The 25066-nt window shown below is 32.9% G+C and carries 27 protein-coding genes; 22 read left to right on the top strand and 5 right to left on the bottom strand.

Annotated features, from left to right (window positions below; genetic code table 11):
- Window positions 1–153: 153 nt before the first annotated feature.
- From bsdE14_RS09370 to glmS, 6 genes are all read left to right on the top strand, one after another.
- Window positions 154–1572: a PTS mannitol transporter subunit IIBC gene (locus tag bsdE14_RS09370; RefSeq protein ID WP_264849665.1), complete on the top strand. Its 1419-nt coding sequence runs from the start codon at window positions 154–156 to the stop codon at window positions 1570–1572.
- 23 nt (window positions 1573–1595) lie between these two features.
- Window positions 1596–3653 (top strand): BglG family transcription antiterminator, encoded by a 2058-nt coding sequence (locus bsdE14_RS09365; RefSeq protein ID WP_264849664.1) that lies wholly within the window; start codon window positions 1596–1598, stop codon window positions 3651–3653.
- Window positions 3654–4088: a PTS mannitol transporter subunit IIA gene (locus bsdE14_RS09360; RefSeq protein WP_264849663.1), complete on the top strand. Its 435-nt coding sequence runs from the start codon at window positions 3654–3656 to the stop codon at window positions 4086–4088.
- Window positions 4089–4099: 11 nt separating this feature from the next.
- Entirely contained in the window at window positions 4100–5035 is a 936-nt protein-coding gene (gene pfkB, locus bsdE14_RS09355) for a 1-phosphofructokinase (RefSeq protein WP_264849661.1), read from the top strand.
- Window positions 5036–5055: 20 nt separating this feature from the next.
- Window positions 5056–6315: a zinc-binding dehydrogenase gene (locus bsdE14_RS09350; protein WP_264849660.1), complete on the top strand. Its 1260-nt coding sequence runs from the start codon at window positions 5056–5058 to the stop codon at window positions 6313–6315.
- 446 nt (window positions 6316–6761) lie between these two features.
- Window positions 6762–8588 carry a glutamine--fructose-6-phosphate transaminase (isomerizing) gene (gene glmS, locus bsdE14_RS09345; RefSeq protein WP_264849659.1) on the top strand — a complete coding sequence of 609 codons (1827 nt, stop codon included), beginning with the start codon at window positions 6762–6764 and terminating at the stop codon, window positions 8586–8588.
- A 144-nt stretch (window positions 8589–8732) separates the two neighbouring features.
- On the opposite strand, the gene bsdE14_RS09340 is transcribed toward glmS, so the two are convergent.
- The gene (locus bsdE14_RS09340) at window positions 8733–9008 is read right to left on the bottom strand and encodes a YmaF family protein (protein ID WP_264849658.1); all 276 of its coding nucleotides are present in this window, start codon (window positions 9006–9008) and stop codon (window positions 8733–8735) included.
- A gap of 995 nt (window positions 9009–10003) precedes the next feature.
- Between bsdE14_RS09340 and bsdE14_RS09335 the strand changes: the two genes are divergently transcribed.
- The 14 genes from bsdE14_RS09335 (at window position 10004) to bsdE14_RS09270 (ending at window position 21663) form a co-directional block, all read left to right on the top strand.
- On the top strand, window positions 10004–12358 hold the full coding sequence (locus bsdE14_RS09335; protein ID WP_264849657.1) for a M4 family metallopeptidase: 2355 nt from the start codon (window positions 10004–10006) through the stop codon (window positions 12356–12358).
- Between the two features lie 171 nt (window positions 12359–12529).
- The gene (locus bsdE14_RS09330; RefSeq protein WP_264849656.1) at window positions 12530–13144 is read left to right on the top strand and encodes a class I SAM-dependent DNA methyltransferase; all 615 of its coding nucleotides are present in this window, start codon (window positions 12530–12532) and stop codon (window positions 13142–13144) included.
- 78 nt (window positions 13145–13222) lie between these two features.
- The gene (locus bsdE14_RS09325) at window positions 13223–13738 is read left to right on the top strand and encodes a DNA topology modulation protein (protein ID WP_264849655.1); all 516 of its coding nucleotides are present in this window, start codon (window positions 13223–13225) and stop codon (window positions 13736–13738) included.
- A 3-nt stretch (window positions 13739–13741) separates the two neighbouring features.
- The gene (locus tag bsdE14_RS09320) at window positions 13742–14308 is read left to right on the top strand and encodes an NUDIX hydrolase (RefSeq protein WP_264849654.1); all 567 of its coding nucleotides are present in this window, start codon (window positions 13742–13744) and stop codon (window positions 14306–14308) included.
- Window positions 14309–14335: 27 nt separating this feature from the next.
- Entirely contained in the window at window positions 14336–15004 is a 669-nt protein-coding gene (locus tag bsdE14_RS09315) for an HAD family hydrolase (protein ID WP_264849653.1), read from the top strand.
- A 56-nt stretch (window positions 15005–15060) separates the two neighbouring features.
- Window positions 15061–15759: a 4Fe-4S double cluster binding domain-containing protein gene (locus tag bsdE14_RS09310; RefSeq protein WP_264849652.1), complete on the top strand. Its 699-nt coding sequence runs from the start codon at window positions 15061–15063 to the stop codon at window positions 15757–15759.
- 38 nt (window positions 15760–15797) lie between these two features.
- Entirely contained in the window at window positions 15798–16409 is a 612-nt protein-coding gene (locus bsdE14_RS09305; RefSeq protein ID WP_264849651.1) for a non-canonical purine NTP pyrophosphatase, read from the top strand.
- A 38-nt stretch (window positions 16410–16447) separates the two neighbouring features.
- Window positions 16448–17056 (top strand): lactate utilization protein, encoded by a 609-nt coding sequence (locus bsdE14_RS09300; RefSeq protein ID WP_264849650.1) that lies wholly within the window; start codon window positions 16448–16450, stop codon window positions 17054–17056.
- A 133-nt stretch (window positions 17057–17189) separates the two neighbouring features.
- Window positions 17190–17951 carry a hypothetical protein gene (locus bsdE14_RS09295; RefSeq protein ID WP_264849649.1) on the top strand — a complete coding sequence of 254 codons (762 nt, stop codon included), beginning with the start codon at window positions 17190–17192 and terminating at the stop codon, window positions 17949–17951.
- A gap of 41 nt (window positions 17952–17992) precedes the next feature.
- Window positions 17993–18544 carry a DUF402 domain-containing protein gene (locus tag bsdE14_RS09290; protein ID WP_264849648.1) on the top strand — a complete coding sequence of 184 codons (552 nt, stop codon included), beginning with the start codon at window positions 17993–17995 and terminating at the stop codon, window positions 18542–18544.
- Window positions 18545–18558: 14 nt separating this feature from the next.
- Window positions 18559–19077, top strand: a complete 519-nt coding sequence (locus bsdE14_RS09285) for a DUF1648 domain-containing protein (RefSeq protein ID WP_264849647.1) — start codon at window positions 18559–18561, stop codon at window positions 19075–19077.
- Window positions 19074–19736: an HAD family hydrolase gene (locus bsdE14_RS09280; RefSeq protein ID WP_264849646.1), complete on the top strand. Its 663-nt coding sequence runs from the start codon at window positions 19074–19076 to the stop codon at window positions 19734–19736. Before bsdE14_RS09285 ends, bsdE14_RS09280 begins: the two co-directional genes overlap by 4 nt.
- A 24-nt stretch (window positions 19737–19760) precedes the next feature.
- On the top strand, window positions 19761–20240 hold the full coding sequence (locus tag bsdE14_RS09275; protein WP_264849645.1) for a GNAT family N-acetyltransferase: 480 nt from the start codon (window positions 19761–19763) through the stop codon (window positions 20238–20240).
- A gap of 61 nt (window positions 20241–20301) precedes the next feature.
- On the top strand, window positions 20302–21663 hold the full coding sequence (locus bsdE14_RS09270; protein WP_264849644.1) for a hypothetical protein: 1362 nt from the start codon (window positions 20302–20304) through the stop codon (window positions 21661–21663).
- Between the two features lie 52 nt (window positions 21664–21715).
- Here the strand turns inward: bsdE14_RS09270 and bsdE14_RS09265 are convergent, their stop codons facing one another.
- The 4 genes from bsdE14_RS09265 to bsdE14_RS09250 form a co-directional block, all read right to left on the bottom strand.
- A complete protein-coding gene (locus bsdE14_RS09265; protein WP_264849643.1) occupies window positions 21716–21976 on the bottom strand; it encodes a hypothetical protein in 261 nt (86 codons plus the stop codon).
- A gap of 20 nt (window positions 21977–21996) precedes the next feature.
- Window positions 21997–22371 carry an SHOCT-like domain-containing protein gene (locus tag bsdE14_RS09260; protein WP_264849642.1) on the bottom strand — a complete coding sequence of 125 codons (375 nt, stop codon included), beginning with the start codon at window positions 22369–22371 and terminating at the stop codon, window positions 21997–21999.
- Between the two features lie 34 nt (window positions 22372–22405).
- Window positions 22406–22771, bottom strand: a complete 366-nt coding sequence (locus tag bsdE14_RS09255) for a DUF2089 domain-containing protein (RefSeq protein ID WP_264849641.1) — start codon at window positions 22769–22771, stop codon at window positions 22406–22408.
- Between the two features lie 205 nt (window positions 22772–22976).
- Window positions 22977–23714 (bottom strand): DUF3298 and DUF4163 domain-containing protein, encoded by a 738-nt coding sequence (locus bsdE14_RS09250; protein WP_264849640.1) that lies wholly within the window; start codon window positions 23712–23714, stop codon window positions 22977–22979.
- Between the two features lie 160 nt (window positions 23715–23874).
- Here bsdE14_RS09250 and deoD point away from each other — a divergent pair, with 160 nt between their 5' ends.
- On the top strand, window positions 23875–24585 hold the full coding sequence (gene deoD, locus bsdE14_RS09245) for a purine-nucleoside phosphorylase (RefSeq protein ID WP_264849639.1): 711 nt from the start codon (window positions 23875–23877) through the stop codon (window positions 24583–24585).
- Window positions 24586–24709: 124 nt separating this feature from the next.
- Window positions 24710–25036: a DUF1904 family protein gene (locus bsdE14_RS09240; protein ID WP_264849638.1), complete on the top strand. Its 327-nt coding sequence runs from the start codon at window positions 24710–24712 to the stop codon at window positions 25034–25036.
- The last annotated feature ends 30 nt before the right edge of the window (window positions 25037–25066 follow it).

Here is a 25066-nt window from a genome sequence, read left to right as displayed (position 1 = left end):
AAACCCCATGATTTTTTAGAGTTTATGCCAAGTAGAGAGGTGTATTTCAAAATTGACAGGGAAAGGGGCTGTCAACATTGAAGTACTGATGCTTGTAGAAACGTTTTCAGCAACATATAGTATAATTATAATATATCAAGGGGGTAATGATTGATGGAAATCTCTACAAAGAAAAATTCCAAGACAAACGTCGGAAGCAGTAAAGCCAAGATTCAAAAGTTTGGTTCCTTTCTTTCAGGAATGGTTATGCCAAACATTGGAGCATTTATAGCTTGGGGACTTATAACGGCATTATTTATTCCTACTGGTTGGATACCAGATGCTTATTTTGGAAAATTGGTTGGGCCAATGATTACTTATTTGCTTCCAGTTCTTATTGGCTATACAGGTGGTAAACTCGTATATGGAACCAGAGGTGGAGTTGTCGGTGCAATAGCTACTATGGGAGTAATTATTGGATCTTCTATCCCAATGTTCTTAGGAGCAATGATAATGGGACCTTTTGGTGGATGGGTCATCAAAAAGTTTGATGGACTAGTTGAAGGTCACATACCTACTGGATTTGAGATGCTTGTAAATAACTTTTCAGCCGGAATATTAGGGGGTGCACTTTCATTAATTGCTTATAGCGGAGTTGGACCAGTAGTAACAGCATTTTCAAATGCTTTAGGCAGTGGAGCTCAATGGGTAACACAAGCAAAGCTTCTTCCACTTATAGCTATATTTGTTGAACCTGGAAAGATATTATTCTTAAATAATGCAATCAACCATGGTATCTTTGACCCACTGGGAATAGCTCAAGTAAAAGAAGTTGGGAAATCAATATTCTTCCTACTTGAATCAAATCCAGGTCCAGGACTTGGAATTCTTTTAGCTTATTGGTTATATGGTAAGGGAAACGCAAAAGAATCTGCCCCAGGAGCTATAATTATTCACTTTTTAGGTGGTATTCATGAAATTTACTTCCCATATGTACTGATGAACCCAGCATTATTACTTGCTGTAATAGGCGGCGGAGCTGCAGCAGATTTGACCTTTGTTATTACAGGAGCTGGTCTTGTTGCTTCACCTTCACCAGGAAGTATATTTGCAGAAATAGCTATGAGCCCTAAGGGGGGATTATTACCAGTTCTAGCAGGTATATTAGTAGGTACTATAGTATCTTTCCTAATAGCTTCAGTATTAGTAAAACGAAATAGTTCAAATATAGAAGAAGATACATTTGAAGTTGCAAAGACAAAAGTTACAGAAATGAAAGCTGAGAGTAAAGGCAAGAAGGTTGAACTAGCTTCAAATGCTCCAAACCTTATAGTATTTGCCTGTGATGCTGGTATGGGATCTTCTGCAATGGGAGAATCTATACTTAAAAAGAAAATTAAGGATGCTGGACTAAATATTGTTGTAAAGCACTCAGCAGTAAGTGAGATACCTAAAAATGCGGAAGTAGTTTTCACACAGGAAAGCCTAGTTGAAAGAGCTAGACAGGGTGCACCTGATGCTGAAATAGTAATAATAAAGAACTTTTTAGACAATAAGGTTTATGACGAATATATCCAAACATTAATAAAATAATATTATGAATGGCGGGGTACACCATGAATGAATTAACTGCCAGGCAAAAGTTCATTATAAATATAATATTTGAGAAGGGTCCTTTAAATATTAAGGACCTTTCTCAACAAATTGATGTAAGCAACAGAACTATATCACGAGAAATTGATGCTATTAACACAGCATTAAAATTAGAAAGCATTTCTATAAAAGAAACGAGTTCTGTTTTAAGCCTTCAGGGTAAGGAAGAAAACCTAAAAGCTTTAAAACAGTTATTAAGAGATATACCAATGCAGTGGCTGCTCCCTCAGGAGCAAAGACTTATATTAATAACAGCACAATTGCTGTTATCGGATGAGCCTATAAAATCTGCTTTTTTCAGCTATCAGTTGAATGTAGTTGAAGGAACCATAAGCCTCTATATGGATAAAATTGAGAAGTGGATGAGTATAAGGAATCTTACTTTATGCAGAAAAAGAGGATATGGGATAATGGTTAGCGGTTCAGAATGGGTAAAAAGAAACGTATTCGTTGAGCTAATTTATGAGTATAAATCCATAGATGAGCTGCTGGCATATATTTATGAAAACAAAAAAGATTCTGCTGTAGATGTGTTCTTTAAAATGCTTTTCGGAAGAAAACTTATAGATACCTCAAAGAAGCTTATGGAGCATATTTGCGGTGAATTAATAAAGATGGATGATATATCCTACTTTAGTTCTTTGATTCATGTGTTACTATCACTGAAGAAGATAAAGATGGATTTACCAATAAATTTACCTCAATATCTCATACAAGATGTTATGTCATCAAACGAGTTTTCATTTATTCATAAAATGAAAGAATATTTTATATCGTTAAATATACCTGTTTTTGACAGCGAGTTGGTTTATCTAGCAGTGCAGCTAATGGGCAATAAATATATTTATAGTCCTGACAGATCTTTTAAGGAGCTTGGTGTTTCTCTTGAAGAATTGTCCTATGAAGTAGTGTATGAAGTTGAAAAGAAGCTTAACCTTAAGATCAACTGCGATGAACAGCTGATTGTAGGCTTATCACAGCATTTCAATCCGGCATTATTCAGGATAAACATGGGTATTCAAGTAAAAAATCTTTTTGTTGACGAAATAAAGGAGTATTACGGTAACTTATTTGATGCAGTGAATTATGCATGTAGAATTATTTTTTCCAAATACAATATTACGTTATCTCAGGATGAAATTGGATTCATCACCATGCATATAGGTTCGGCTTTAGAGAGAACAGGAAGCAGCAGTAACAAACTCTCAGCTTTAATTATATGTCCCAATGGGATGGTTGCTGCAAAAATACTTTCAAGCAAAGTAAAAGCTTCAATACCTAATATTGATAAAATAGCCATCCAGTCATTTAAGGACTGGGATGAGAGACTTGATGAATATGATTTAATTCTTTCTACTGTTAATATTGGTGCAGAAGAAAGATTCAAGTCAGACAAAATAATAACTGTATCTCCTTTCTTAATGAAAAAAGATGTTAGCAAGATAAATAATTATATCAAAAAATACCTTGAGGATAATCATACTTTAAATAACCTGCCTTCCTTATCAAAATTTGAGGCCAATGAAGATTCAGAGAAAGATAAGTATGAAATGGTGAACAATATACTGAAAAACTTAAAGATAGTTACCATAGAAACTAATTCCTTCAATGAAATGATCGGAGTAATTACTGAAAATATTTATAAGCAAGGGATAATAAATGATAGAAAAGAAGTTGAGAGCCTTATAATAAACCGAGAAAAAATCGGAAGTGTAGTTATACCTAATTCTCATCTTGCACTTATCCATACTAGAAGTAATTCTGTTACAGGCCCCTTTGTAGGTGTATGCAGATTAAAGAAAAAAATGACGCTAAAGAGTGTGGGGTTTGCTGATGAAAATGTTGATACATTTATATTGATGCTAGCTAGAAAGGATGAACACAAATATATACTTGAGCAGATGGGCAAGATAAGCATTTCATTGATTGAGGATAAGAAATTTACAGAAACTATAAGACTGGGTGGCATTAAAGATTTAAGAAGTTCAATGATTAGAATACTCAATGGGAGGGACAATTAAATGAAACTGGAAGTTCTTTGTGAACAAAATATAGTATTGAATGTAAAAAGAGAAGAAAAGTTTGAGGCAATAAAGAGAGCAGGAAGACTCCTTGTACAAAATGGGTATGTTGAGGAAGGCTACATTGAAGGAATGATAAACAGGGAGAAGGAAATAACAACTTATATTGGTAATGGTATTGCCATTCCTCATGGTATGAACCAATATGTAAAATATATAAAAGAATCTGGGATTGTTATAATTCAATATCCAGAAGGAGTGGACTTTGGAGAGGGTAATATTGCTTATCTAGTCATTGGAATCGCAGGTAAAAATGATGATCATATGTCCTTATTATCTAAAATAGCTATCACATGCCAGTATGAAGAAAGTGTGAAGAAACTGGTTGAATCAAAGAGTAAAGACGAAATAATCAAACTGATACTAGAAGAGTAAGGAGTGAAAATATGATAATAACTGTTACCTTGAATCCTGCAGTGGATAAAACTATAGAAATTGATAGCTTCACAGTTGGTGAAGTTAATAGAATAAGCAAAACTCGAGTTGATGCAGGCGGGAAAGGAATAAATGTTTCAAAGGTAATTAAAAGCCTTGGTGGCTCAAGCAAAGCCTTAGGAATACTATCCGGAAACAGCGGAAGGTTCATAAAAGAGTACCTAGACACAGAAGCTATAGAAAATGATTTTACTTTTACTGCAGGAGAAACGAGAACAAATTTAAAGCTAGTGGATAAAGTAAATCATACTAATACAGATTTAAATGAATTTGGAACGGAAGTTTCAGAAAATGACCTAAAGGAAGTTGCTAGTAAATTTTTAAAGCAGCTTGATGAAAAATCTGTCGTTGTGTTTTCAGGCAGCATACCTAGAAATGTGAATAAAAATATATACAAGCTATGGATAGAAAAAGCTAAAGCAATGGGAGCTAAAACCCTTTTGGATGCTGATGGAGAGCTGCTAAAACAAGGAATTGAGGCAGCACCATATTTAATAAAGCCTAATATTCATGAACTGGAAGGATTTTTTGGTAAAAAGATAGAGGGCATAAAAGAAGTGGTTGAACTTTCAAGAAAGCTTCTTGAATATGGCATTAAAGTAGTTGTAATTTCCCTGGGAGGAGATGGAGCACTTTTCATTAATGAAAAAGATGTTATATATGCACATGGAATAAAGGTTGATGTGAGCAGTACGGTTGGGGCTGGAGACTCCATGGTTGCTGCATTAGCTGTAGCACTTGATAATAACTATGATTTTGAACGTTCAATTAAGCTTGCAGTGGCTTGTGGTACAGCAAGTGTAACTACAGCAGGCACTCAAGCTGCTGATATAGATACTGTGATGAAATTTGAGAAGATGGTTCAACTTGAACATCTAAATTATTAAGGAAGAGAGGGTGAAATATTATGAAGACAAGAGCAGTAAGACTTTATGGCAAAAATGATTTAAGATTAGAGGAATTTGAACTTCCTGAAATAAAAGATGATGAAATATTGGTACAAGTAGTATCAGACAGCATATGCATGTCCAGTTATAAGGCAGCAATCCAAGGACCTGATCACAAGAGAGTGCCAAAGGATATAGACAAGAACCCTATAATCATAGGACATGAATTTGCAGGTAATATAGTAAAGGTTGGAACTAAGTGGAAGGATCAATTTAAAGAAGGGACCAAATTTGCACAGCAACCAGCCCTTAATTACAAGGGCAGCATGGCATCACCAGGATACAGCTATAAGTATTTTGGAGGAGATGCAACATACATGATAATTCCTCAGGAGGTTATGGAGCTGGGCTGTCTTTTAAACTATAAAGGGGAAGCTTATTATGAGGCATCTCTAGCAGAACCTATGTCATGTATTATTGGAGCATTCCATGCAAATTTTCATACTAAAATGGGTTCATATGTACATCATATGGGAATAGTAGAAGGCGGAAAGATGGCGTTACTAGCAGCTACAGGTCCAATGGGACTTGGAGCAATTGAATATATCATTAACTGTGACAGAAGACCTTCCTTACTAGTAGTAACTGATATAGATGAAAAAAGAATTGCAAAAGCAAAGGCTATATTCTCTAAGGAAAAAGCTGCAGAAAGAGGCGTAGAGCTGATTTTTGTAAACACGAAAGACATAGAAGATGTTCCTGAATATTTGATGAGATTGTCAGGGGGTACTGGTTTTGATGATGTTTACGCCTATGCCCCAGTAAGATCTGTTGTTGAACAAGCTGATAAGATACTTGGAAGAGATGGCTGCTTAAACTTCTTTGCAGGTCCTACAGATACTAAATTTTCGGGTGAACTCAATTATTATAATGTTCATTATGCATCAACACATGTAATAGGAACAACTGGTGGAAACACTGATGATCTTAAAGAATGCCTGAAGATGACAGAAGCAGGGCTTATAAATCCTGCAGTTATGGTAACACATATAGGTGGGCTGGACAGTGCTGCTGAAGCTACTCTAAACCTTCCAAAGCTGCCTGGAGGAAAGAAGCTTATATATACTAATATAGATATGGAACTTACAGCTATTGACGAGTTTGAGGAAAAAGGAAAGACTGATCCGTTATTTGCTGAACTTGATGAAATAGTTAAAAGAAATAATGGCTTATGGTGTGCAGAAGCTGAAAAGTATCTTTTAAATGCAAAAAGCAAGTAGTTTAGCCTAATAGGGTGCTGCAGGGCAGCACCCTTAACATTTTTACTCTGTATGGAGTTTTCTATTTTAGAGTGACTATTAGCCAGGTCGTACTATTAAGGTAAAAAATACAATTGCGGACAAGTTGATAGATTTCATGTTATATATTATAATGTAGTAAGAATTAAATAGGAGGTGTTATATGATAAAGTAAAAGCTGTATTAAAAAAGTCTTAAAAGCGCCAGAACTCTAGTATCACTAGAGTTGACGAGGATGGGGAGTATCGATTCTTCGGCGGGTGCCCCACGGTATAAACGCACTACCGTTAAAGGTTGACAAAACCTTGAAGTGATTTGAGGTACAATATCAACCAGGTGTTAAAACCTAATATTGAGCAAAAGGGTAAATTTAATGATTTTTATACCCTTAAATTAGTATTGCTCAAAAATGAAAGGAAGAATAGAATATGTGCGGAATAGTAGGATTTATCGGAAAGAAAGAGGCTTCACCAATACTTATAGAGGGCTTGTCAAAGCTAGAATACAGAGGCTATGACTCAGCTGGTATAGCAACAATGGATAATGGAAATATCAGTGTGGCTAAGTGTAAGGGAAGACTTGCAAATCTTGAAAATAAATTGAAGGAAGAACCTGTAAAAGGTAATATAGGAATTGGACATACAAGATGGGCTACTCATGGAGAGCCATCAGATATAAATTCTCATCCTCATACTAATGAGGTAGGAACAATAAGCGTTGTTCATAATGGAATCATCGAGAACTATATTCAGCTTAGGGAAAAGCTTATTTCAAAAGGATACAAGTTCTGTTCAGAAACTGATACAGAAGTTATACCACACCTTATCGATTATTATTTTAAAGGTGATCTTGTAGAAGCGGTAATAAAGGCAGTGTCCAGGATGGAAGGAAGCTATGCAATAGGAGTTATAAGTGCTAAAGAGCCCGATAAACTTATTGCAGTGAGAAAAGACAGCCCGCTAATAGTTGGAGTTGGAGATGGAGAATATTTCATAGCTTCTGACGTACCAGCAGTTTTAAATCATACAAGAGACGTTTACTACTTAAACGACAATGAATTTGTTGTTTTGAAACATGATGGAGTTACCATATTAAATGAAGAAAATGAAAAGATAGAAAAGGAATTGTCCCATGTAACCTGGAATGCTGATGCAGCAGAAAAGGGTGGTTATGAGGATTTTATGCTCAAGGAAATTCATGAGCAGCCAAAGGCAATAAGAGATACAATGACTTCAAGAATAGCTCTTGGTAAGGAAATCACTCTTGATAAGATTACATTGACAAAAGAGCAGATAGAAAAGATAGATAAGATATATATTGTAGCTTGCGGTACTGCATATCATTCAGGTGTTGTAGGCAAATATGTGATTGAAAAGCTTGCAAAGGTATCAGTTGAGCTTGATATTGCATCAGAATTTAGATATAGAGAACCATTGATAAATGAAAATACTCTTATGATAGTTGTAAGCCAGTCTGGTGAAACTGCAGATACAATGGCAGCACTAAGACTTGCAAAATCACAAAATGCGAGAGTTATTGCTGTTACAAATGTAGTAGGAAGCTCGGTTGCAAGAGAAGCTGATGATGTTTTCTACACCTGGGCAGGTCCTGAAATTGCTGTAGCATCAACAAAGGCGTATATTACAATGCTTATTGCAATGTATACAATAGCTCTGTTCCTTGCAGAGAAAAAAGGAACCTTAAGCAAAGAAGAAATAGAGAACATAAAGAAGGATATGCTGGAACTTCCAGATAAGACAGAGGCTGTTATAAAAGACAAGGAAGAAATCCAAAAGTATGCATCAAGAACTTATATGCATAAGGATATATTCTTCTTAGGAAGAGGACTTGACTATGCAGTAGCACTTGAAGGTTCACTAAAGCTTAAGGAGATATCCTATATTCATTCTGAAGCATATGCAGCAGGTGAATTAAAGCATGGAACTATAGCACTTATAGAAAAGGGCACCGTAGTTATAGCTCTTGCAACTCAGAACAACTTGTTTGATAAAATGCTAAGCAATATAAAGGAAGTTAAGACAAGAGGTGCAAATGTACTTGCATTCGCACTGGAAGGTGACAAAAAAATAGAAGGCACTGTAGACAAAACCTTTTATCTTCCAAATATAAATCCACTTTTGGCACCAGTACTTTCAGTAATACCACTTCAGTTATTTGCTTATTATGTAGCAGTACAAAAAGGCTGTGACGTAGACAAGCCAAGAAACTTAGCAAAATCAGTTACAGTTGAATAGGAAATTGGTTATATTATAAGTTTAAAATAGAACTCGGTATACTAAGAAATAGGTATACCGAGTTTTTGTACATATTTTGAATAGTGAAGCCTCTTAAAAGAAAGTGGCCTTGAGCACTTTTGGATTATGAGGAAGGTAAGCAAGCTAATCTACACTAGTCCTATCTTTTATAAAATGATAATGAGTTTCAGTTATATAGGTCATACCTGAGATATAGTGAATGTGGCCGCCGGGTACATGATAGTCAGGGCTTGTTTGTAATGCATAGTAGTGTCTGTGCCCATCCGCATAATCAGTATATCCGACTATATTATGAATATGAGGTACTCCAGTTGGAGCTGGAGAAGTTACTCCTTCATAATCATGACTGTGACCATCGTTAAATGAGGTTGTGCCAGAATAGTTATGTGTGTGATACATTATAAATCTCCTAAAATATTTCTTTCAATTACATAATATGATAGGTGTTTTTTTATGTTCATTATTTATCTGCTTGCATTGATGTACATATAAAAAACTTTTGATATAATTATGTTAAAATCACACAGTAACTCTATGTACCTTCTTTTTTAGTTCCAGTAGTAGAATAATAAACACTATATTTTTTCAAACTTACCAACTTAATTGTACACTGGCAAAAATGTCGGTAGGTGAGAGTTGATAAAAGTTAATAAAGGCTATTAATATACATTTGGATGTTTCACAAATGTATATTTTTTTGTGCGCCCAGCATGCTTGTTGAGACCAAAGCCTAGAGAGAACTTAATATTTTTCAAATGTTCAAGTCAGCACCTCTTCAAATGCTATATAGAAGAACAAAATCATCATTCTTTTTGCGAAGTAAAATTAACTTTGTAAAACCGCAAAGTAAATAAAAATGGTTACATGAATATGTACTTTACAGTATAAATTAATGACTGATTTAGCCGTCATACAAATTGTAACAAAAACAGCGTAATTTAAATTTACATAATACCTCGATTCTTGTAGGTTATGGGCAGCTTTTAAAAAGGATTTATAAAGATATTTAAAAAGTTTTTAAATTTTTTTATTTTTAAAAGAAGGAATTTCTTAACGGACGGAGAATAATAGTAAATAAAAGAAATTACTTTATACAAATCACAGATAAATACATAAATGCTTTTATAGGGTATGCAAATCAAAAATAACTAATCTTATATTTTCTTCTAGAAGTATTTTCATAATCTTATTATGTTATTGGACAGAGAGTTAAATGGTATAAAAAATAAAATGAGTCTTGAAGTATGTACTAAATAGCAACTAAAGTAATTCTGCATGGAAATTCACTTTAGTACTTTACAATTTTACATAAATAAATCTATCTATTTTATAGAAAGGAGGGCAGCAGTTTATCTATTCAAAACCAAATAATTTTATTAAGGGGGCTTTTTTTAATGAAAAAAGTATTAGGTATTTCAGTGGCAGCATTGCTTATGCTTAACACAGCAATGGTAGGGGCTGCACCAAATGACAATGCTTCAATGAAAGCAATTGACAAAGAAGCGAAGAAAATGAAGGTCCTTGAGAAGTTTAGTGAAAAATCTCAAAGCTCAGGAAAAGAACTTAAGGTTTATACAAATGGGGCTAATGGAAATCCTAGCTTTATTACTGGAAATCTTGCAGAAAGTTCAGTAAAGACAGCTAAGGATGCAGAAAACTTTATGACTCAGAATAAAGATGTATTTAAATTAGATGCTGGCAGCTTTGTAAATAAGAGCGCAGAAACTGATAAGCTTGGCATGAAACACTATAAAACAAGATTAGTTATAGATGGAATTCCTGTATATGGATCAGAAGTGATAATACACACTGATGCAAATGGAAATGTATATGCAGTAAATGGTAATGTAAATAGTCAGGCTCCTGCAGGAAGCTGGAGTAAAGAATTTAAGCTAGCTGCTGATAAGGCTATTAAAACTGCTGAAGGTTCATTAGACCTTAAGGGTAAGAATATTGAATATACAGCAGCTCCAACAGCAGAAGCTTATTTATACAATAAGGATGGAAAATGGCTTCCTGTATACTATGTTACAATGCAATTTTTAAGCCCATTCCCAGCTAATATGAAGGTATTTGTTAACGCATCAAATGGAAACATAGTAGAATCAAGAAATGAACTTAAAAAATCATCAACTACTGGAACTGGAGTTGGATTATACGGAACAAGAAATCTTAATCTTGACTTAGTAAGCGGTAAGTACTACATGAGAGATTTAACTCATCCGGCAACAGTAGAAACCTACACTGCAAACTATGGTTCAACTTTACCTGGAACTATGGTAAGTGATACAGATAATAACTTTAATTCAACAGCTCAATTTGATGCAGTTGACGTTCACTATAATACTGCTGTAGTTTACAACTTCTATAAGGATAATTTCAACAGAAATAGCTACGATAACAACGGTACTACATTAAAATCAACAGTTCTATATAGAGATCCACAATATCCTAACGATCCTTATGACAATGCATTCTGGAATGGAAGTCAAATGGTATATGGGGACGGAAGTGGAACTTACTTTAAACACATTGGTTCAGCTCTTGATGTAGTAGGACATGAATTTACACATGCAATTACAGAAAGAACTGCTAATTTAGCATATGAAAATCAATCAGGTGCTTTAAATGAATCAATGTCAGACGTATTTGGATATTTTATTGAAGGACAACCAACTGACTGGTTAATGGGAGAAGATGTTTGGACTCCAAGTACACCAGGTGATGCTCTAAGAAGCTTACAAGATCCAACTTTATATAATCAACCAGCAACTATGGCTGATTACAAGAATCTACCAAATACAGAATCCGGAGACTGGGGTGGAGTTCACACAAACAGTGGTATTCCAAACAAAGCCTTCTATCTTGCAGCTACATCAATAAACGACAATACTAAGCTAGAACAAGTTTACTATAGAGCGCTAACTACTTATTTAACTCAATATGCACAATTTGCTGATGCTAAAACTGCATTGGTACAAGCTGCTAATGATTTATATCCTGGAACAACAATTGCACAAAAAATTAGTGATGCATTTACACAAGTTGGTATAGGTTCATCAACACCATCACAAGATACTTATGAATCAAATAATACCCTTGCAACAGCATATGGTCCATTAACAAGCGGAACAGCTTATAGCTCATACATCTACTCAGCATCAGATGTTGATTACTATTATTTTAATGCTGCAGCAGGTGGAACTATTACTGTTAACTTAACAAATCTTCCTAAAGATTATGATTTATATCTATACAACTCAGCAGGTACACAAGTGGCTAAGTCGGAAAATGGAAGTACTACTAGCGAAGCTATATCCTATACTGCATCAGCTGCTGGTAAGTTCTATGTAAAAGTTGTTGGATACAGTGGAGCATACAGTACATCTACAGCATATTCTCTAAAGGCAACTTATCCAACTTCAGGTGGACCTACTCAACAATGGTACTATGAAACTGTAAGCTTAAGCAGCCCACACAACTATACAAATAGTTATAGTGCAACCCAAACTTATACTAAGACAGGTGCAACAAAGGTATCCCTTCATTTTTCAAGATTAGAAACTGAAGCAAATTATGACTTTGTTACTGTTACTGATAAGAATGGAAATGTTATAGGAAAATACAGTGGAACTAAAGCTGCATTTACTGTTGAAGTTCCTGGAGATACTGCTAAGATAACTTTAACATCAGATAGCAGCGTAACTGGATACGGATATGATATTGACCAAGCTGGTTATTATCAATAAAAAATACTAATTGCAAAATTAATTCGTGCATAGATTAGACTAATAAAAATTTGTTAGAATGCCCTTATAAAATGAAAAGTGTCATTATATAAGGGCATTCTTTTTTAATTTGTATGGTTTACTAAACTAGTCTATAATGGGTATATATGAGATTTTCGGGAGGTATTAGCAATGAGTTTTGATAGCGATGCTAAGAATTGGGATACTGATTTAAGAATAAATAGAGCAAGAGTAATTGCAGATGAAATAGGGAAGTATATTGACTCCGATAAGCAATATTCGGCAATGGAATTTGGATGCGGCACTGGACTAATAAGCTTCAATCTTCATGACAAATTTAAAAATATAACTCTAATTGATTCCTCTCAAGGGATGATAGAAATACTTAACTCTAAAATAAGTAATTATAAGATAAATAATATGATACCTTACCATTTAGATATAACCAATAGTGAAGCTTCAAATTTAAATTTTGATGTAATCTATAATTCTATGGTATTACACCATATTCCTGATACCAATGAAATAATAAAGGATTTTTATAAGCTTCTAAATAAGGAAGGTTATTTATTTATAGTAGATTTAGATGAAGATGATGGAAGCTTTCACAGTAATTATTCCGAATATGATGGACATAATGGTTTTAACCAGGAACATTTAAAAAGTATTTTAAGTAGTGCTGGATTTAAAGATATAGAGTCTAGTACCTTCTATTACGGTGAAAAGAGAATAGAGGAAAAAGTAGTGAATTATTCATTATTTCTCATGAGAGCAAGAAAATACTAGGTTTAACTAGAGAGTACATATAAAATATTAAAACAATATTTTTGATAGTTCACTTTTATCATAAAAAAGGAGGCTAAGATGATTAATTTAGGAAAAAGAATAATGGTTATTGGCTCCCCAGGCAGCGGAAAAAGTACCTTTTCAAGAGTGCTTGCAGAAAAAACAGGTATACCACTTATTCATCTAGACAAGGAATTTTGGAATAGCGGCTGGGTAGAAACCTCAAGAGAACAATGGATAAAGAAGCAGGAAGCACTATTGAATGCAGATAGCTGGATAATTGATGGGAACTATGGTGGTACTTTAGACATGAGGCTTGAAAAAGCTGATACAATAATTTGTTTTAAGCTAAGCAGAGTAGTTTGTCTGTATAGCTATTTTAAGAGAGTTATTACTAATATAAATAAGGTAAGACCAGACATGCCAGAAGGGTGTCCTGAAAAGTTTGATTTTGAGTTTATGAAGTATATATGGGATTTTCCTAAGAACTCAGGTCAGAAGAATATTAATAAGCTAAAAGAAATTAAAAATAAGCAAATAATAATATTTAGAAGAAGAAGTGAAGCTAATAGATATCTTAAGGACGTGAACTAAATTATGAACTGGATAGATTCAATAAAAAATTATAAGCCTTGCAATGAACAAGAGAATAAAGACAAAGAAATTATACTGCATTGCATAGATATTTTTGATGATGTATTAACTAGAAAAAGTGAGATTGCACATGTAACTAGTTCTGCATTTGTAGTAAATAAGAATAGAGATAAGGTACTTATGGTACACCACAATATATATAATTCCTGGTCTTGGACAGGTGGCCATGCTGATGGAGAGGAAGATCTTTTAGCTGTTGCTATTAGGGAAGTAAAGGAGGAAACAGGTGTTAGCAGGGTAGAGCCTTTGTTTTCTGATATATTCTCATTAGAAATATTAACTGTTGTAGGCCATGAAAAGTCAGGTAAATATGTGGCACCTCATTTACACTTATCCATTGCCTATTTGGTAGAAGCTGATGAAGACGAGAAATTAAAGATTAAAAAAGATGAAAACAGCGGAGTTAGATGGATTCCGATGGATGAAGTAAACCAATATAGTAATGAGGCACATATGCAGAAGGTATATAGTAAATTGATAGGAAAGGTTAAAGAATTAAATTTCAATTAAATGAAATTTTTTAAAGAGGTATATAAGTTGAAAAAGATAGATTTAATAATCTTTGATATGGATGGGTTAATGTTTGATACTGAAAGAATATCCTTTTACTCATGGAAGCAGGCTGCAATTAAGTATGACTATGAAATAAGTGATGAAATATTGAGGGAGACCTTAGGAACAAATTTAGAAAAAACAAAAAGCATATATGTAAAATATTTTGGAGAGAAAATACCAATTCAGGCTATTGCTGAAGATAGATTTGCTATAGCTGAGAATTTTATAGATGTAAATGGGGTGCCAGTAAAAGAAGGTTTGTATGACCTTTTAGATTTTCTGGGAAAACTAAGGATAAAGAAGGCTGTAGCCACATCCACTAGTAGAAAAAGAGCGTATAAGCTTATGAAAATGGCTAATATACACACTCATTTTGATTATATTATTTGTGGCGATGAAATAGAGAAATCAAAACCAAACCCGGATATATTTTTAAAGGTTGCGCAAAAGCTAGACTGTAATCCAGCTAACTGCCTAGTACTTGAGGATTCGGAAGTTGGGGTACAAGCAGCGTATAGGGCTGGAATGCTTCCAGTTATGATACCTGATTTAAAAGAGCCTAGTGAAGAAATAAAGAAGCTGTATTATAAAAGGCTTGGGAGTCTATGTGAAGTTAAAAATCTTTTAGAAAGTATAAATAGTGGTGCTTAATCATAGAAATGTATATGTTATTTTAATTATTTAAGTATATTTTAGGGGGTATGGAAATGGAAGATTTAAGTTCTCTATTGAAAAAGGAATTAACTAAAAAAGGAGCTTCAATAATTGGATTTGCTGATTTAAGTGATATTCCATTAGATAAGAGAAATGAAATGCCCTATGGAATATCCATAGCTGTTGCATTAAATCCGCATATAATTCTTGGCATAAAAAATGGTCCTACACAAGAATATTATGGGGAATATAATAAAGTTAATGAGCATTTAGATAATTTGGTTAAATATGCAGGAAAAATCTTAAATGATTACGGATATAAGGCAATTTTAAAAACTACAACAGAAGTAGTTGTTGAATCCAATTCATACAGTACTATTTTACCCCATAAGACAGTAGCTACAAGAGCTGGTATGGGATGGATTGGAAAGTGTGCTCTGCTTGTTACTAAAGAGTATGGCTCTGCAATAAGATTATCATCTGTTTTGACAGATGCCCCTTTAAAAGTAGGAACTCCAATAAATGAATCACAATGTGGCAGCTGCTGTGCTTGTAAGCTGGCATGCCCTGGAAATGCACCATTAGGGGAAAACTGGAACGTAAATAAGCATAGAGAGTCTTTCTTTAATGCTTACAACTGCCGCAAAGCAGCAAGGGAAAAGGCTGCAAAAGTAGGAATAAATTCTACAATATGCGGAAAATGCATTGAAGCATGTCCTTGGACTAGAAAGTATTTAGATAGACATAAATAGTTATTATTTATTAAAAATTTACCTAGAGGTGACATAAGATGAAGTTATTATACGGAACAGCAAATCCTGCAAAGCTAAAGCATATGAGAGAGATGCTTCAGGGATTAGATATAGAGATTATTGGATTAAAGGACGTTGATATAAAAGTTGATTCAATTGACGAGAATGGAAACAATCCTTTAGAAAATGCAAAGATTAAGGCCATAGCTTATTATAAAGCTGCCAAAATGCCTGTGTTTTCTTGCGATACAGGGTTGTATATTGAAGGACTGTATGAAAAAAGGCAGCCAGGTGTTCACGTTAGAAGGGTTAATGGAAAAACATTAAATGATGAGCAAATGATAGAGTATTATACAAGTATTGCTTCGCAATTAGGTGGTACTGCAGTAGCTAAATATAAAAATGCTATATGCCTTGTTATGGATGAAAATAGTGTTTATGAATATGATGGAGAGGATATTTCTTCTGAGAAGTTCCTTATAACTACTAAGGTACATAAGATGAGGGATAAAGGTTTTCCGCTAGATTCTATTTCTATAGACATAAAAACTAAGAAGTACTTTATTGATTTAAAAGCTAATAGCCAGGATAAAGATGAGAGAAATATGGCATACAGCTTTAAACAATTTTTTAAGAAATCAATTTATTAGTAAGAAGAGTATTCCTTTGGAATAGTTTAGGGGGATATATGGTTGATTTAAGAATAAAGGAGAATTTTAAAGAGAAGAATATAGAAGTTTCTTTCTTTAAAAATTTATCAGAAGCAAAGTTACAGATATTAAAATTGATAAATATAAATGATACTGTGGGGATTGGGCATTCAGGAACTCTTCAGGCAATGGACATAACTAATGAACTCATACTGAGAGGAAATATTGTCTTTGATAAGGAACTTGCAAAGGATAAAGAAGAATGTAAGGTAATAAAGAAAAAAGCACTTTTAACAGATTGGTATATTACAGGCTCTAATGCAATTTCGTTTGACGGAAAGATTGTTAATGTGGATCATAGCGGCAATAGGGTTGCTGCAATAAACTTTGGCCCAGATAAAGTTATAATTGTAGTGGGCCAAAATAAAATAACAAATAATCTAGAAGAAGCAATTAGCAGAGTTAAAAATATTGCATGCCCTAAAAATGCAAAGAGGGCTGGGTTTAACCCGCCTTGTGTTACATTGAATAAATGTGTAGACTGTAAGTCAAAAGAAAGAGTATGTAATTGCTTATCAATAATAGAAGGACAGGTTGGTAAAGATAGGATTAAGCTTTTTATTATAGATGATGACTTAGGATTTTAGCATTTAAGGATATTTACTACCTTCAAGGAAGGTAGTTTTTGCATATTATTATTCCAAAATATAACTTATAATATAATTAAAGGACATAAAGAACAGACAAATTATAATAGTTCAGAAGCATGGGGAGAAATATATGAAAGATAATTATGTAATAGAAAATAGTAAATTAAACTTAGGGAAAGAAAGTTTTTTAAAGTATTTAGACAAGCTTGGAACTGATAAAGAAAAATTAGATATACTATCTAATTATTTAGATGATGCATCTAAGAGAATTACTTTATTAACTGCCACAACTTTTCTTAAATCTAATGAATTAGTTATAAAATTCTTAAATTCGGGTTCTCAAAATGTAATTGCATTAAAGGGTATACCAGGAGTTTATGATGAGTTTTTTATTGATAATCACCCAAAAGCTATTGGAGCTTCAATAATGCAATTAAGAAATATAAAATTAGATGTTCCAAGTGAAGGCTATATTGATTCAAGAAGCTTAGATGAAAAGAGTATTATTAAATTAAAGTCTCAAATAAGATTGTTAAAGCAATATCTTTCAGAGGAAACTTTAAGTGGCATAATGGAGCTTGAAAAGTATAAGTTTCACTCTATAAAAGATAAAAAACAACAGATAGAGAATTTTAATATTTACGCAAATGCTCATATTTTTGACTTAATAATTAAAGATAAAAACGGAGAAGAAAGGATTGTTCCCACTTGTGGTTATTCTCCTGTTATTCCGAGAGGAATACAAATTCTTGGAGTAGGACCAGACACAGTAGAAAAGTGGGGAAAGGTAATAAAAGTAACTGATTTATTAATAACTGTAGGGGATGTTAGTCTATATAAAGATATTTTGAGTCAATTTAATGGGGATGAAATAATAAGAGTAGCAATATAAAAGAAATCATTTAAAATACCACATGCATGAAGGAGGTAAAAATGAAGAGAACATATGCGGATAGAGCTAATTGGAGGAGAATATTAGAAAAAAGATTTTACCTAGCTAGTATAGATCAGCATGGCTTCAGAGGGAAGCTTTCAATCATACATATAGATAGGGTTAGTGAACCTTTAGTAATTGAAGTGGTAGGAAAGGACTTATGCTTAGCCAATGAGGGTTTTATTTGGATGCAGTATTTTCCAGAGCATAGCTATTATGCAGTAACTTCTATGTTTAATGAAAAACAGGAACTTATCGAAATATATGTTGATATATGTCTTGGAAACAAAGTGGATAGTTCTGGAATGCCTTATTATGATGATTTATATTTAGATGTGGTACTTGCCTATTCAGGAGAAATACTGCTGTTGGATGAAGATGAATTAGAGGATGCACTAAAGCAGGGGGAGATAACTAAAGAGCAGTTTAAACTAGCCTATGAAGAGGCAGAAAAAGTTATCCAATATATAAAAAGCAACAAGCAAGAAGTAATGAAAAGCAGTGAACAAGGACTAGAATATATGCTTAATTTAGAGAAGAAAGGGATATAGAAAGAGAGAAAATCATGAGTGATGAAAAAAAGCCAGTAATAAAAATAGCTTATTCCAAATTAGAAAAAGCATTTGAAGTAATTTCACTTATCGGAATTGCGCTAAATGTATACATTATTTTAAGATACTATAGTGTTTTACCAGATACAATTCCAAGACATTATGGAGCAGCAGGAGTCCCAGATGGATATTCAGGGAAGAGTTTTTTATTCTTTATTCCAATAGTAATGCTATCATTATATGTTCTACTTACAGTTTTAAGCAGATTTCCTCATACTTTTAATTATGCAGTGGAGATAAATGAGGAAAATGCAAAAGCACAGTATCATGCTGCTAGAATTATGATGATAATTATGAAGGCGGAGATTGTATGCTGCTTTACTTATATAGAAGGCAAAACAGTTATGGTTGCACTAGGAAAAGCCACAGGGCTCGGAATAGGATTTTTGCCTGTCTTTTTGATCATTATATTTGGTACAATAGGAGTTTATATCAATAAATCTTTAAAAATAAACAAAAAGGAGAAAATATGAAGAGCTGTAGAATTACAACCATTATATTTGATGCTGGCGGAGTACTTTTATATATAAGGCGAAGGAGAAACGAAATAGCTAGGAATTTACTATTATCAATGGGATATGAAGAAGAGAGAATAGAAAAGGCACTTAGTATAGGAGAAGCCTTTGATGAAGAGTACTTTATGAAACATCCTTGGATGTATAATTGGAAAGATGAAAGGCAATGGCTTGAGGACCACTATAACGCTATAGCAGAGGCTGTAGATCCAGAAAGTGACTATCTTGGAGACAAGCTTTTTATGCTCACCTTTGATACAAATGAATACAAGCTATTTCCAGAAACTATAGAAGTACTTGAAGTCTTGAAGAAGGATTATAGCCTTGGGGTAATATCAAATGCTCTGCCAAGCTTAGATTGGTCTTTTGATGCTCTAGGTATTAGAAAATACTTTAAAAATATAGTCATATCAGCTTATGAGGGTGTAGAAAAACCTAATAAGGATATCTTTATTAAGGGTGTAGAAAGATTAGACTGCAATTTTGAGGAATGTATCTTTATTGATGATAAGCTTGAAAATGTGCAAGCAGCTGAAGACTTAGGCATGAAGGGATTCTACCTTGATAGAAAAAAAGATGATTTAAAGGCTTTATTCGATTTGTTAAGTGATATTTGAGAATAGAGTTTGGGGGATTAAATTATGAAATATCAATTACATAGGGAGCTTAGCAGAGTAGCTCTAGAAGATGGTTCATGGCATATCGAAAAAATACCAGAGGATATGGTTCAGCTCAAGGAATTTTTATATGATGTATTAGTTGATACTATGAATAATTCACTAGATCCTGATTTAAAGGATGTACTTCCGAATAAATACATAGAAAATTTAACACTAAACAGGTTAGGTGATTTTTCAAGAAGATACATAATAACAGCAATTGATAATGAAAAAGTGATAGGAATACTAATTGCATTGCCTGAGCTTAACAAGAACACATTTCATATATATACACTTGGTGTATCTGAGGAGTATAGGGGAAAAGGTGTTGGACAGGCACTATTATGTAGAGGTTTAAATGATCTATCTGAGTTAGACTATGAAGATGTAATTATTGATGCACACTCTGATAATATTCCAGCTTTAAATCTATATAGAAAGCTTGGCTTTGGTAATAAGTAGAAAATAAGTTTATTATGAATATAGAAATTAAATTGACGTTCAAGTTTTAGGGGGAATTATAGTGGGGGAAAATGTTAAAGAAATTAATAAATATTCGCTTCCGTATAAGGTGAATTCGTCACTGAAATGGTACAGACATCTCTTATATGCATTAATGGCAGTTGTGTTTATAGGAATTGCTTTTATACCAATAGAAGATAACAAATTAGTGATAGTATATAAATTAATCTGTGGTTTTTTTGGACTTTTTTTGGGATATATATGGTTTTACTCGGGAGTGCTAAAAAAACAATACCTTGAGTTAACAGAGGAGCATATTAAGTATAAAACTGTATTTGGAACAAAAAAAGCAAAATGGATCGAAATATATGATATTCAAGTATACACACAAAGTCACAATACCATGCTGGGAATAGTACTTAAAGAAAAGATGAGAAAAAGAAAGGACTCCTTTAAAACATTATTAAGTGATTTATTTGGTGGAAAATACTCAATAGCAATTTCATTTATGCTATTTCCAAATACTAATTTTGAGCAGCTATATACAACTATAGTTGATAAGTTAGTAGAAGTAAATAAAGATGCTAGTTTAAATGTAGAAGATAACGTTGATAGCTACCAGGTTAAGGATGAAGAAGATGGAACTAATAGCTATCCTATTGCACTGATTAAATCCATATTACTGTCTATACTTATAGGAATAGGTTATGGGTTATCTATTTATTTTTTTAAGTGCAATATAGTGATAATACCCATCATCGGAACAATAGCTATTGTATATACTTATCTAAAGAATTATAAAGAGGAGAAAATTAATATTCTTCTTAGAATTATTATTGGAATTGTGTGTGTAATACAAGTGTTTGCTGCAGTAATTACTGCAATATTTTTAAGTACTAAAATACCTTTGAATTTAGGTACCTTTAAGTATGTTGTTGATGAGTATTTTAAAGATTTATTAGCAAATACAGCTGATCAGGGATATATAATTATTATTGCTGTTATTTGTTTCTTTATGGGTGCCGTTCAAAATCACACTTTTAAAATAGAAAAGATTTTTAAGAAGAAGTTTATGAAAAAGATAAATAATATTTACTACAAAAAAGAGGGTAGAATTGTAACAATATATTTAAAGGATCCTGTGCTTTATAATGAAGATGAAGAGGGGAAACTTTTTAGTCAAATAAACGAAGGATGTATCATAGAAAAGAAGAATAATAAGGTAAAGGGATTTTATATACCTAACAGCTTTGTTGAAGAATTGGGGGTATCTTTGGGTAGTATGCAAACTACTCTTATTGATAATATAAGCTTTTATAAAGTTGACCTTGGAAGTGGTGGAACACTTTATTCCTATGCGTATCCTTGTGTATTAATTTTAAATAGTAATAAGCAAGTGGAGTTAATGCAAATTCAGCTATAATTTCAAAAATTGAATTTATAGTAATTTGGGTTAACCACACTTGCTCAGCCTTCTAAAGTGTAATAACAACTTCTTCTCCGTTCAAAGTTTTAACATCTACCAGCTTAAGCCCATGATAACCTTTTAATTCTTTAAGGCTTAAGCTGAGTTTTTTAAAATCAATACAGTCCATATACTCTTGTTCCTGCTCTGACATGTATTTTTTGGATACCCTAATAATAAAATCGGCTAAATTACAGCCAAAGCCTGCAATAGATAATGGAACAGGAATATGAAAGGTTCTTCCATTGCTTTGTTTAATATAAATCTTCATTCTAGCCTCCAAAGTTAAGATTATTCAACAATAATCTCTACAATGTCTCCCTGTTCACTTTGAACATCTACTATTTTTCCGTCTAAGCCTTCACTTACAGCTTGAAGAATAGCTTGAATATCAATTTCCTCTAGTCCTTCGACACCTTCAACCTTTGGTATTTTTTTAATTGCAGTTCCTAAAGTGTTTATGAATTTTACAGGTACATTTATATTAACATTATCACCTTTGTGAGAATTTACCCTTATCTTTAGCATTTTGTCGATATTAATTGTTGGTGAAACTGGTACTAAATTCTTAGATGGAGCTAGTGCATCAATAAGCTCTCCAGCCTTTTCAGAGTCAATTTTTCCTTCCTCAAGCATTTTTAATACTTTCATAGTTTCTTCATTCATTAAAAAACCCTCCTATCATTTAATTGTTTTATATTTATTTTTTTAAAAGGTTTATTGCTTGTTCAGCAGTAATTTCGCCTTTTTCCAGCTTACTTATAATGTCTGAATTATTATTATCCTCTTTTATCTTTGCAGGTGTGTAGCCTAGGGAAGAAATAACTTCTTCAAGCTTACCACGTACTGTTGGATAGGATATTCCAAGTTCTCTTTCTACGTCTTTAATGTTACCTCGGCACTTCATGAAAACCTCAATGAAATTTAGCTGTTCAGAACTGAGGTATGAGAATTTAGACAGTTCAAAATCATTCTCTATAACCGTGTTGCATTTACGGCATTTTAATTTTGTTACTGTTAGTTTTGAATTACATACAGGACAATTGGTTAAAATTTTATAAGCCATGTTTTTTATCACCTTCCATAATTGTATTATAGTACCCTTAAATATAAAAATCAATACTATTTTTAAATATTTTAATAAAAATCAATATTTAAATTAATATATTTAATTTTTATATTGATTATTTTAATTTTGTAATGAGCTTATATAGAGAGAATATCCTTTAAAGTTAAAAAATTCACCATGAGATTCATGGTGAATTTAAATGTTAAATAAATTGTGGTTTTAAAATACCGCTAAGTTCTGATAGGGGTATTTTTATTATTGGTATTTCTCCAGAAAGCGGGGCAATTTCATTGAAACCAAAGAATAAATTAAGATTGTTGTTATCCAAGTAATAAGGATGATCTTCTGCTATACCTTTAAATCTTTGAAGTGCATCTGGAGGATATAATTGACTATTTTTTTGAAGTATTGCTCGTACCTTACGGTTTAATATATCAATATAGTTGACACCTGGCTTAAATAGGCTTCTCAGCGGCATGGATTCACCAGTGTCAAGATTGTAATTGTATGAGGTTCTAACATAGCTGCTCCTTCCATTTATATATTCATGATATATAAGGGATACGCTTAATATATTGTCTTTGTTATATGTTACTAAATAGCTATTTGAGATTTCATAGGGGATGAAGTGTTTACCTTGGCTTTTCATTTCTTTTGCAGAGTCATTAGCGGCATCTTCCATCTGGCTTTTAAATTCCAGGATATCATTTTTTATATTTTCATTGATATGAGAAAGAATTCCGGGGTTAACCTCTCCAGTGAAGGTAGGTATTTGAAGATATTCACGAATTTTATCAGTATCTTTTGACATTGGTGTTGAACTGACGGCTAAAGGATCTGCAGCTTTTACATTTTTGTTAATAGCAAGTTTGTGACTTGAATGGTGTCTTCCGGGGCTAAATGGACAATATACATTGTAGATGTAATAGGGACAATTCATTATATAGGCCTCCTTGTGTACTACTTATTAGAATATGTAAGTACTTATAAAAAGTTGCAATATGAATAAAGAACATAACTAATGGAAAAATTTATATTGTATAAAAGGATTAACTTCCTTATAATTGATATATAAACCTTTTCAATGGAGAGTGATAATAATGATACCTACACCACATATTGGAGTAAGTGAACAAGGAATTATTGCGGAAACAGTGCTTTTACCAGGTGATCCTCTAAGAGCTAAGTTTATTGCAGAAACTTTTTTAGAAAATCCAGTACAATTTAATACAGTAAGAAATATGTTTGGATATACAGGCACATATAAAGGTAAGAAAATATCTGTTATGGGAACTGGAATGGGAATGCCATCAATAGGAATATATTCTTATGAATTAATCCATTTTTATGGAGTTAAAAATTTAATTCGTATAGGTTCAGCTGGATCAATACAAGAAGATGTTAAGGTTAGAGACATAGTTATTGGAATGTCAGCTTCTACAAATTCTAACTTTGCAAGACAATATGATTTGCCTGGAACTTATGCTCCTAATGCATCCTGGAAGTTATTAAAAAAGGCTACAGATGTAGCTAAAGAAAAAGGAATCAATGTTACTGTAGGAAATGTACTTTCCTCAGACGTTTTCTATGATGATAATCCTGATGCGTGGAAAAAGTGGGCTAAGATGGGTGTATTGGCAATTGAGATGGAGGCTGCAGCACTATATATGAATGCTAACAGAGCTGGAGCAAATGCACTATGCATTTTAACTATATCTGATTCATTAGTAACTCACGAACTAACTAGCGCTGAAGAAAGACAAACCACATTTACTCAAATGATGGAAATTGCTTTAGAATTAGCCGAATAATTTTATTAAAAAACTAGATATGAATCTAGTTTTTTTTAATAAATAGGAGAATTGTTATATAAAGAATAAAAGTAATAATTTTAGTAATAATCTACTTATATATAAAGATTTGGAGAGTGATAATATGCCATCATTAAAGTTTAAGGCGATGAATTCGGAAAAAATAAAAGAAGTAAGCAAAGAACTAGTAGATGAACTTCAGGATTTACTTCAATGTCCAAGGGATTACTTTAATATAGAGATTGCGCAATCACTATATGTATGTGATGGTGAATATGTAAGTGGATATCCCATGGTACAGGTTGCTTGGTTTGAGAGACCACAGGAGATTCAGGATCAAGCTGCAAAGATAATAACTAAATTTGCAAATAAAGCAGGTTATGACCCTGTAGATGTTATATTCACATTACTTCAAGAAAATAATTACTATGAAAATGGGGAACATTTTTAGAGTAAAGGATAAAAGGCAACTTCTAACATA

Origin of the sequence: Clostridium omnivorum (assembly GCF_026012015.1) — a bacterium.
GTDB lineage: Bacteria > Bacillota > Clostridia > Clostridiales > Clostridiaceae > Clostridium_AX > Clostridium_AX omnivorum.
This window is presented reverse-complemented; position numbering and strand designations above follow the sequence as displayed.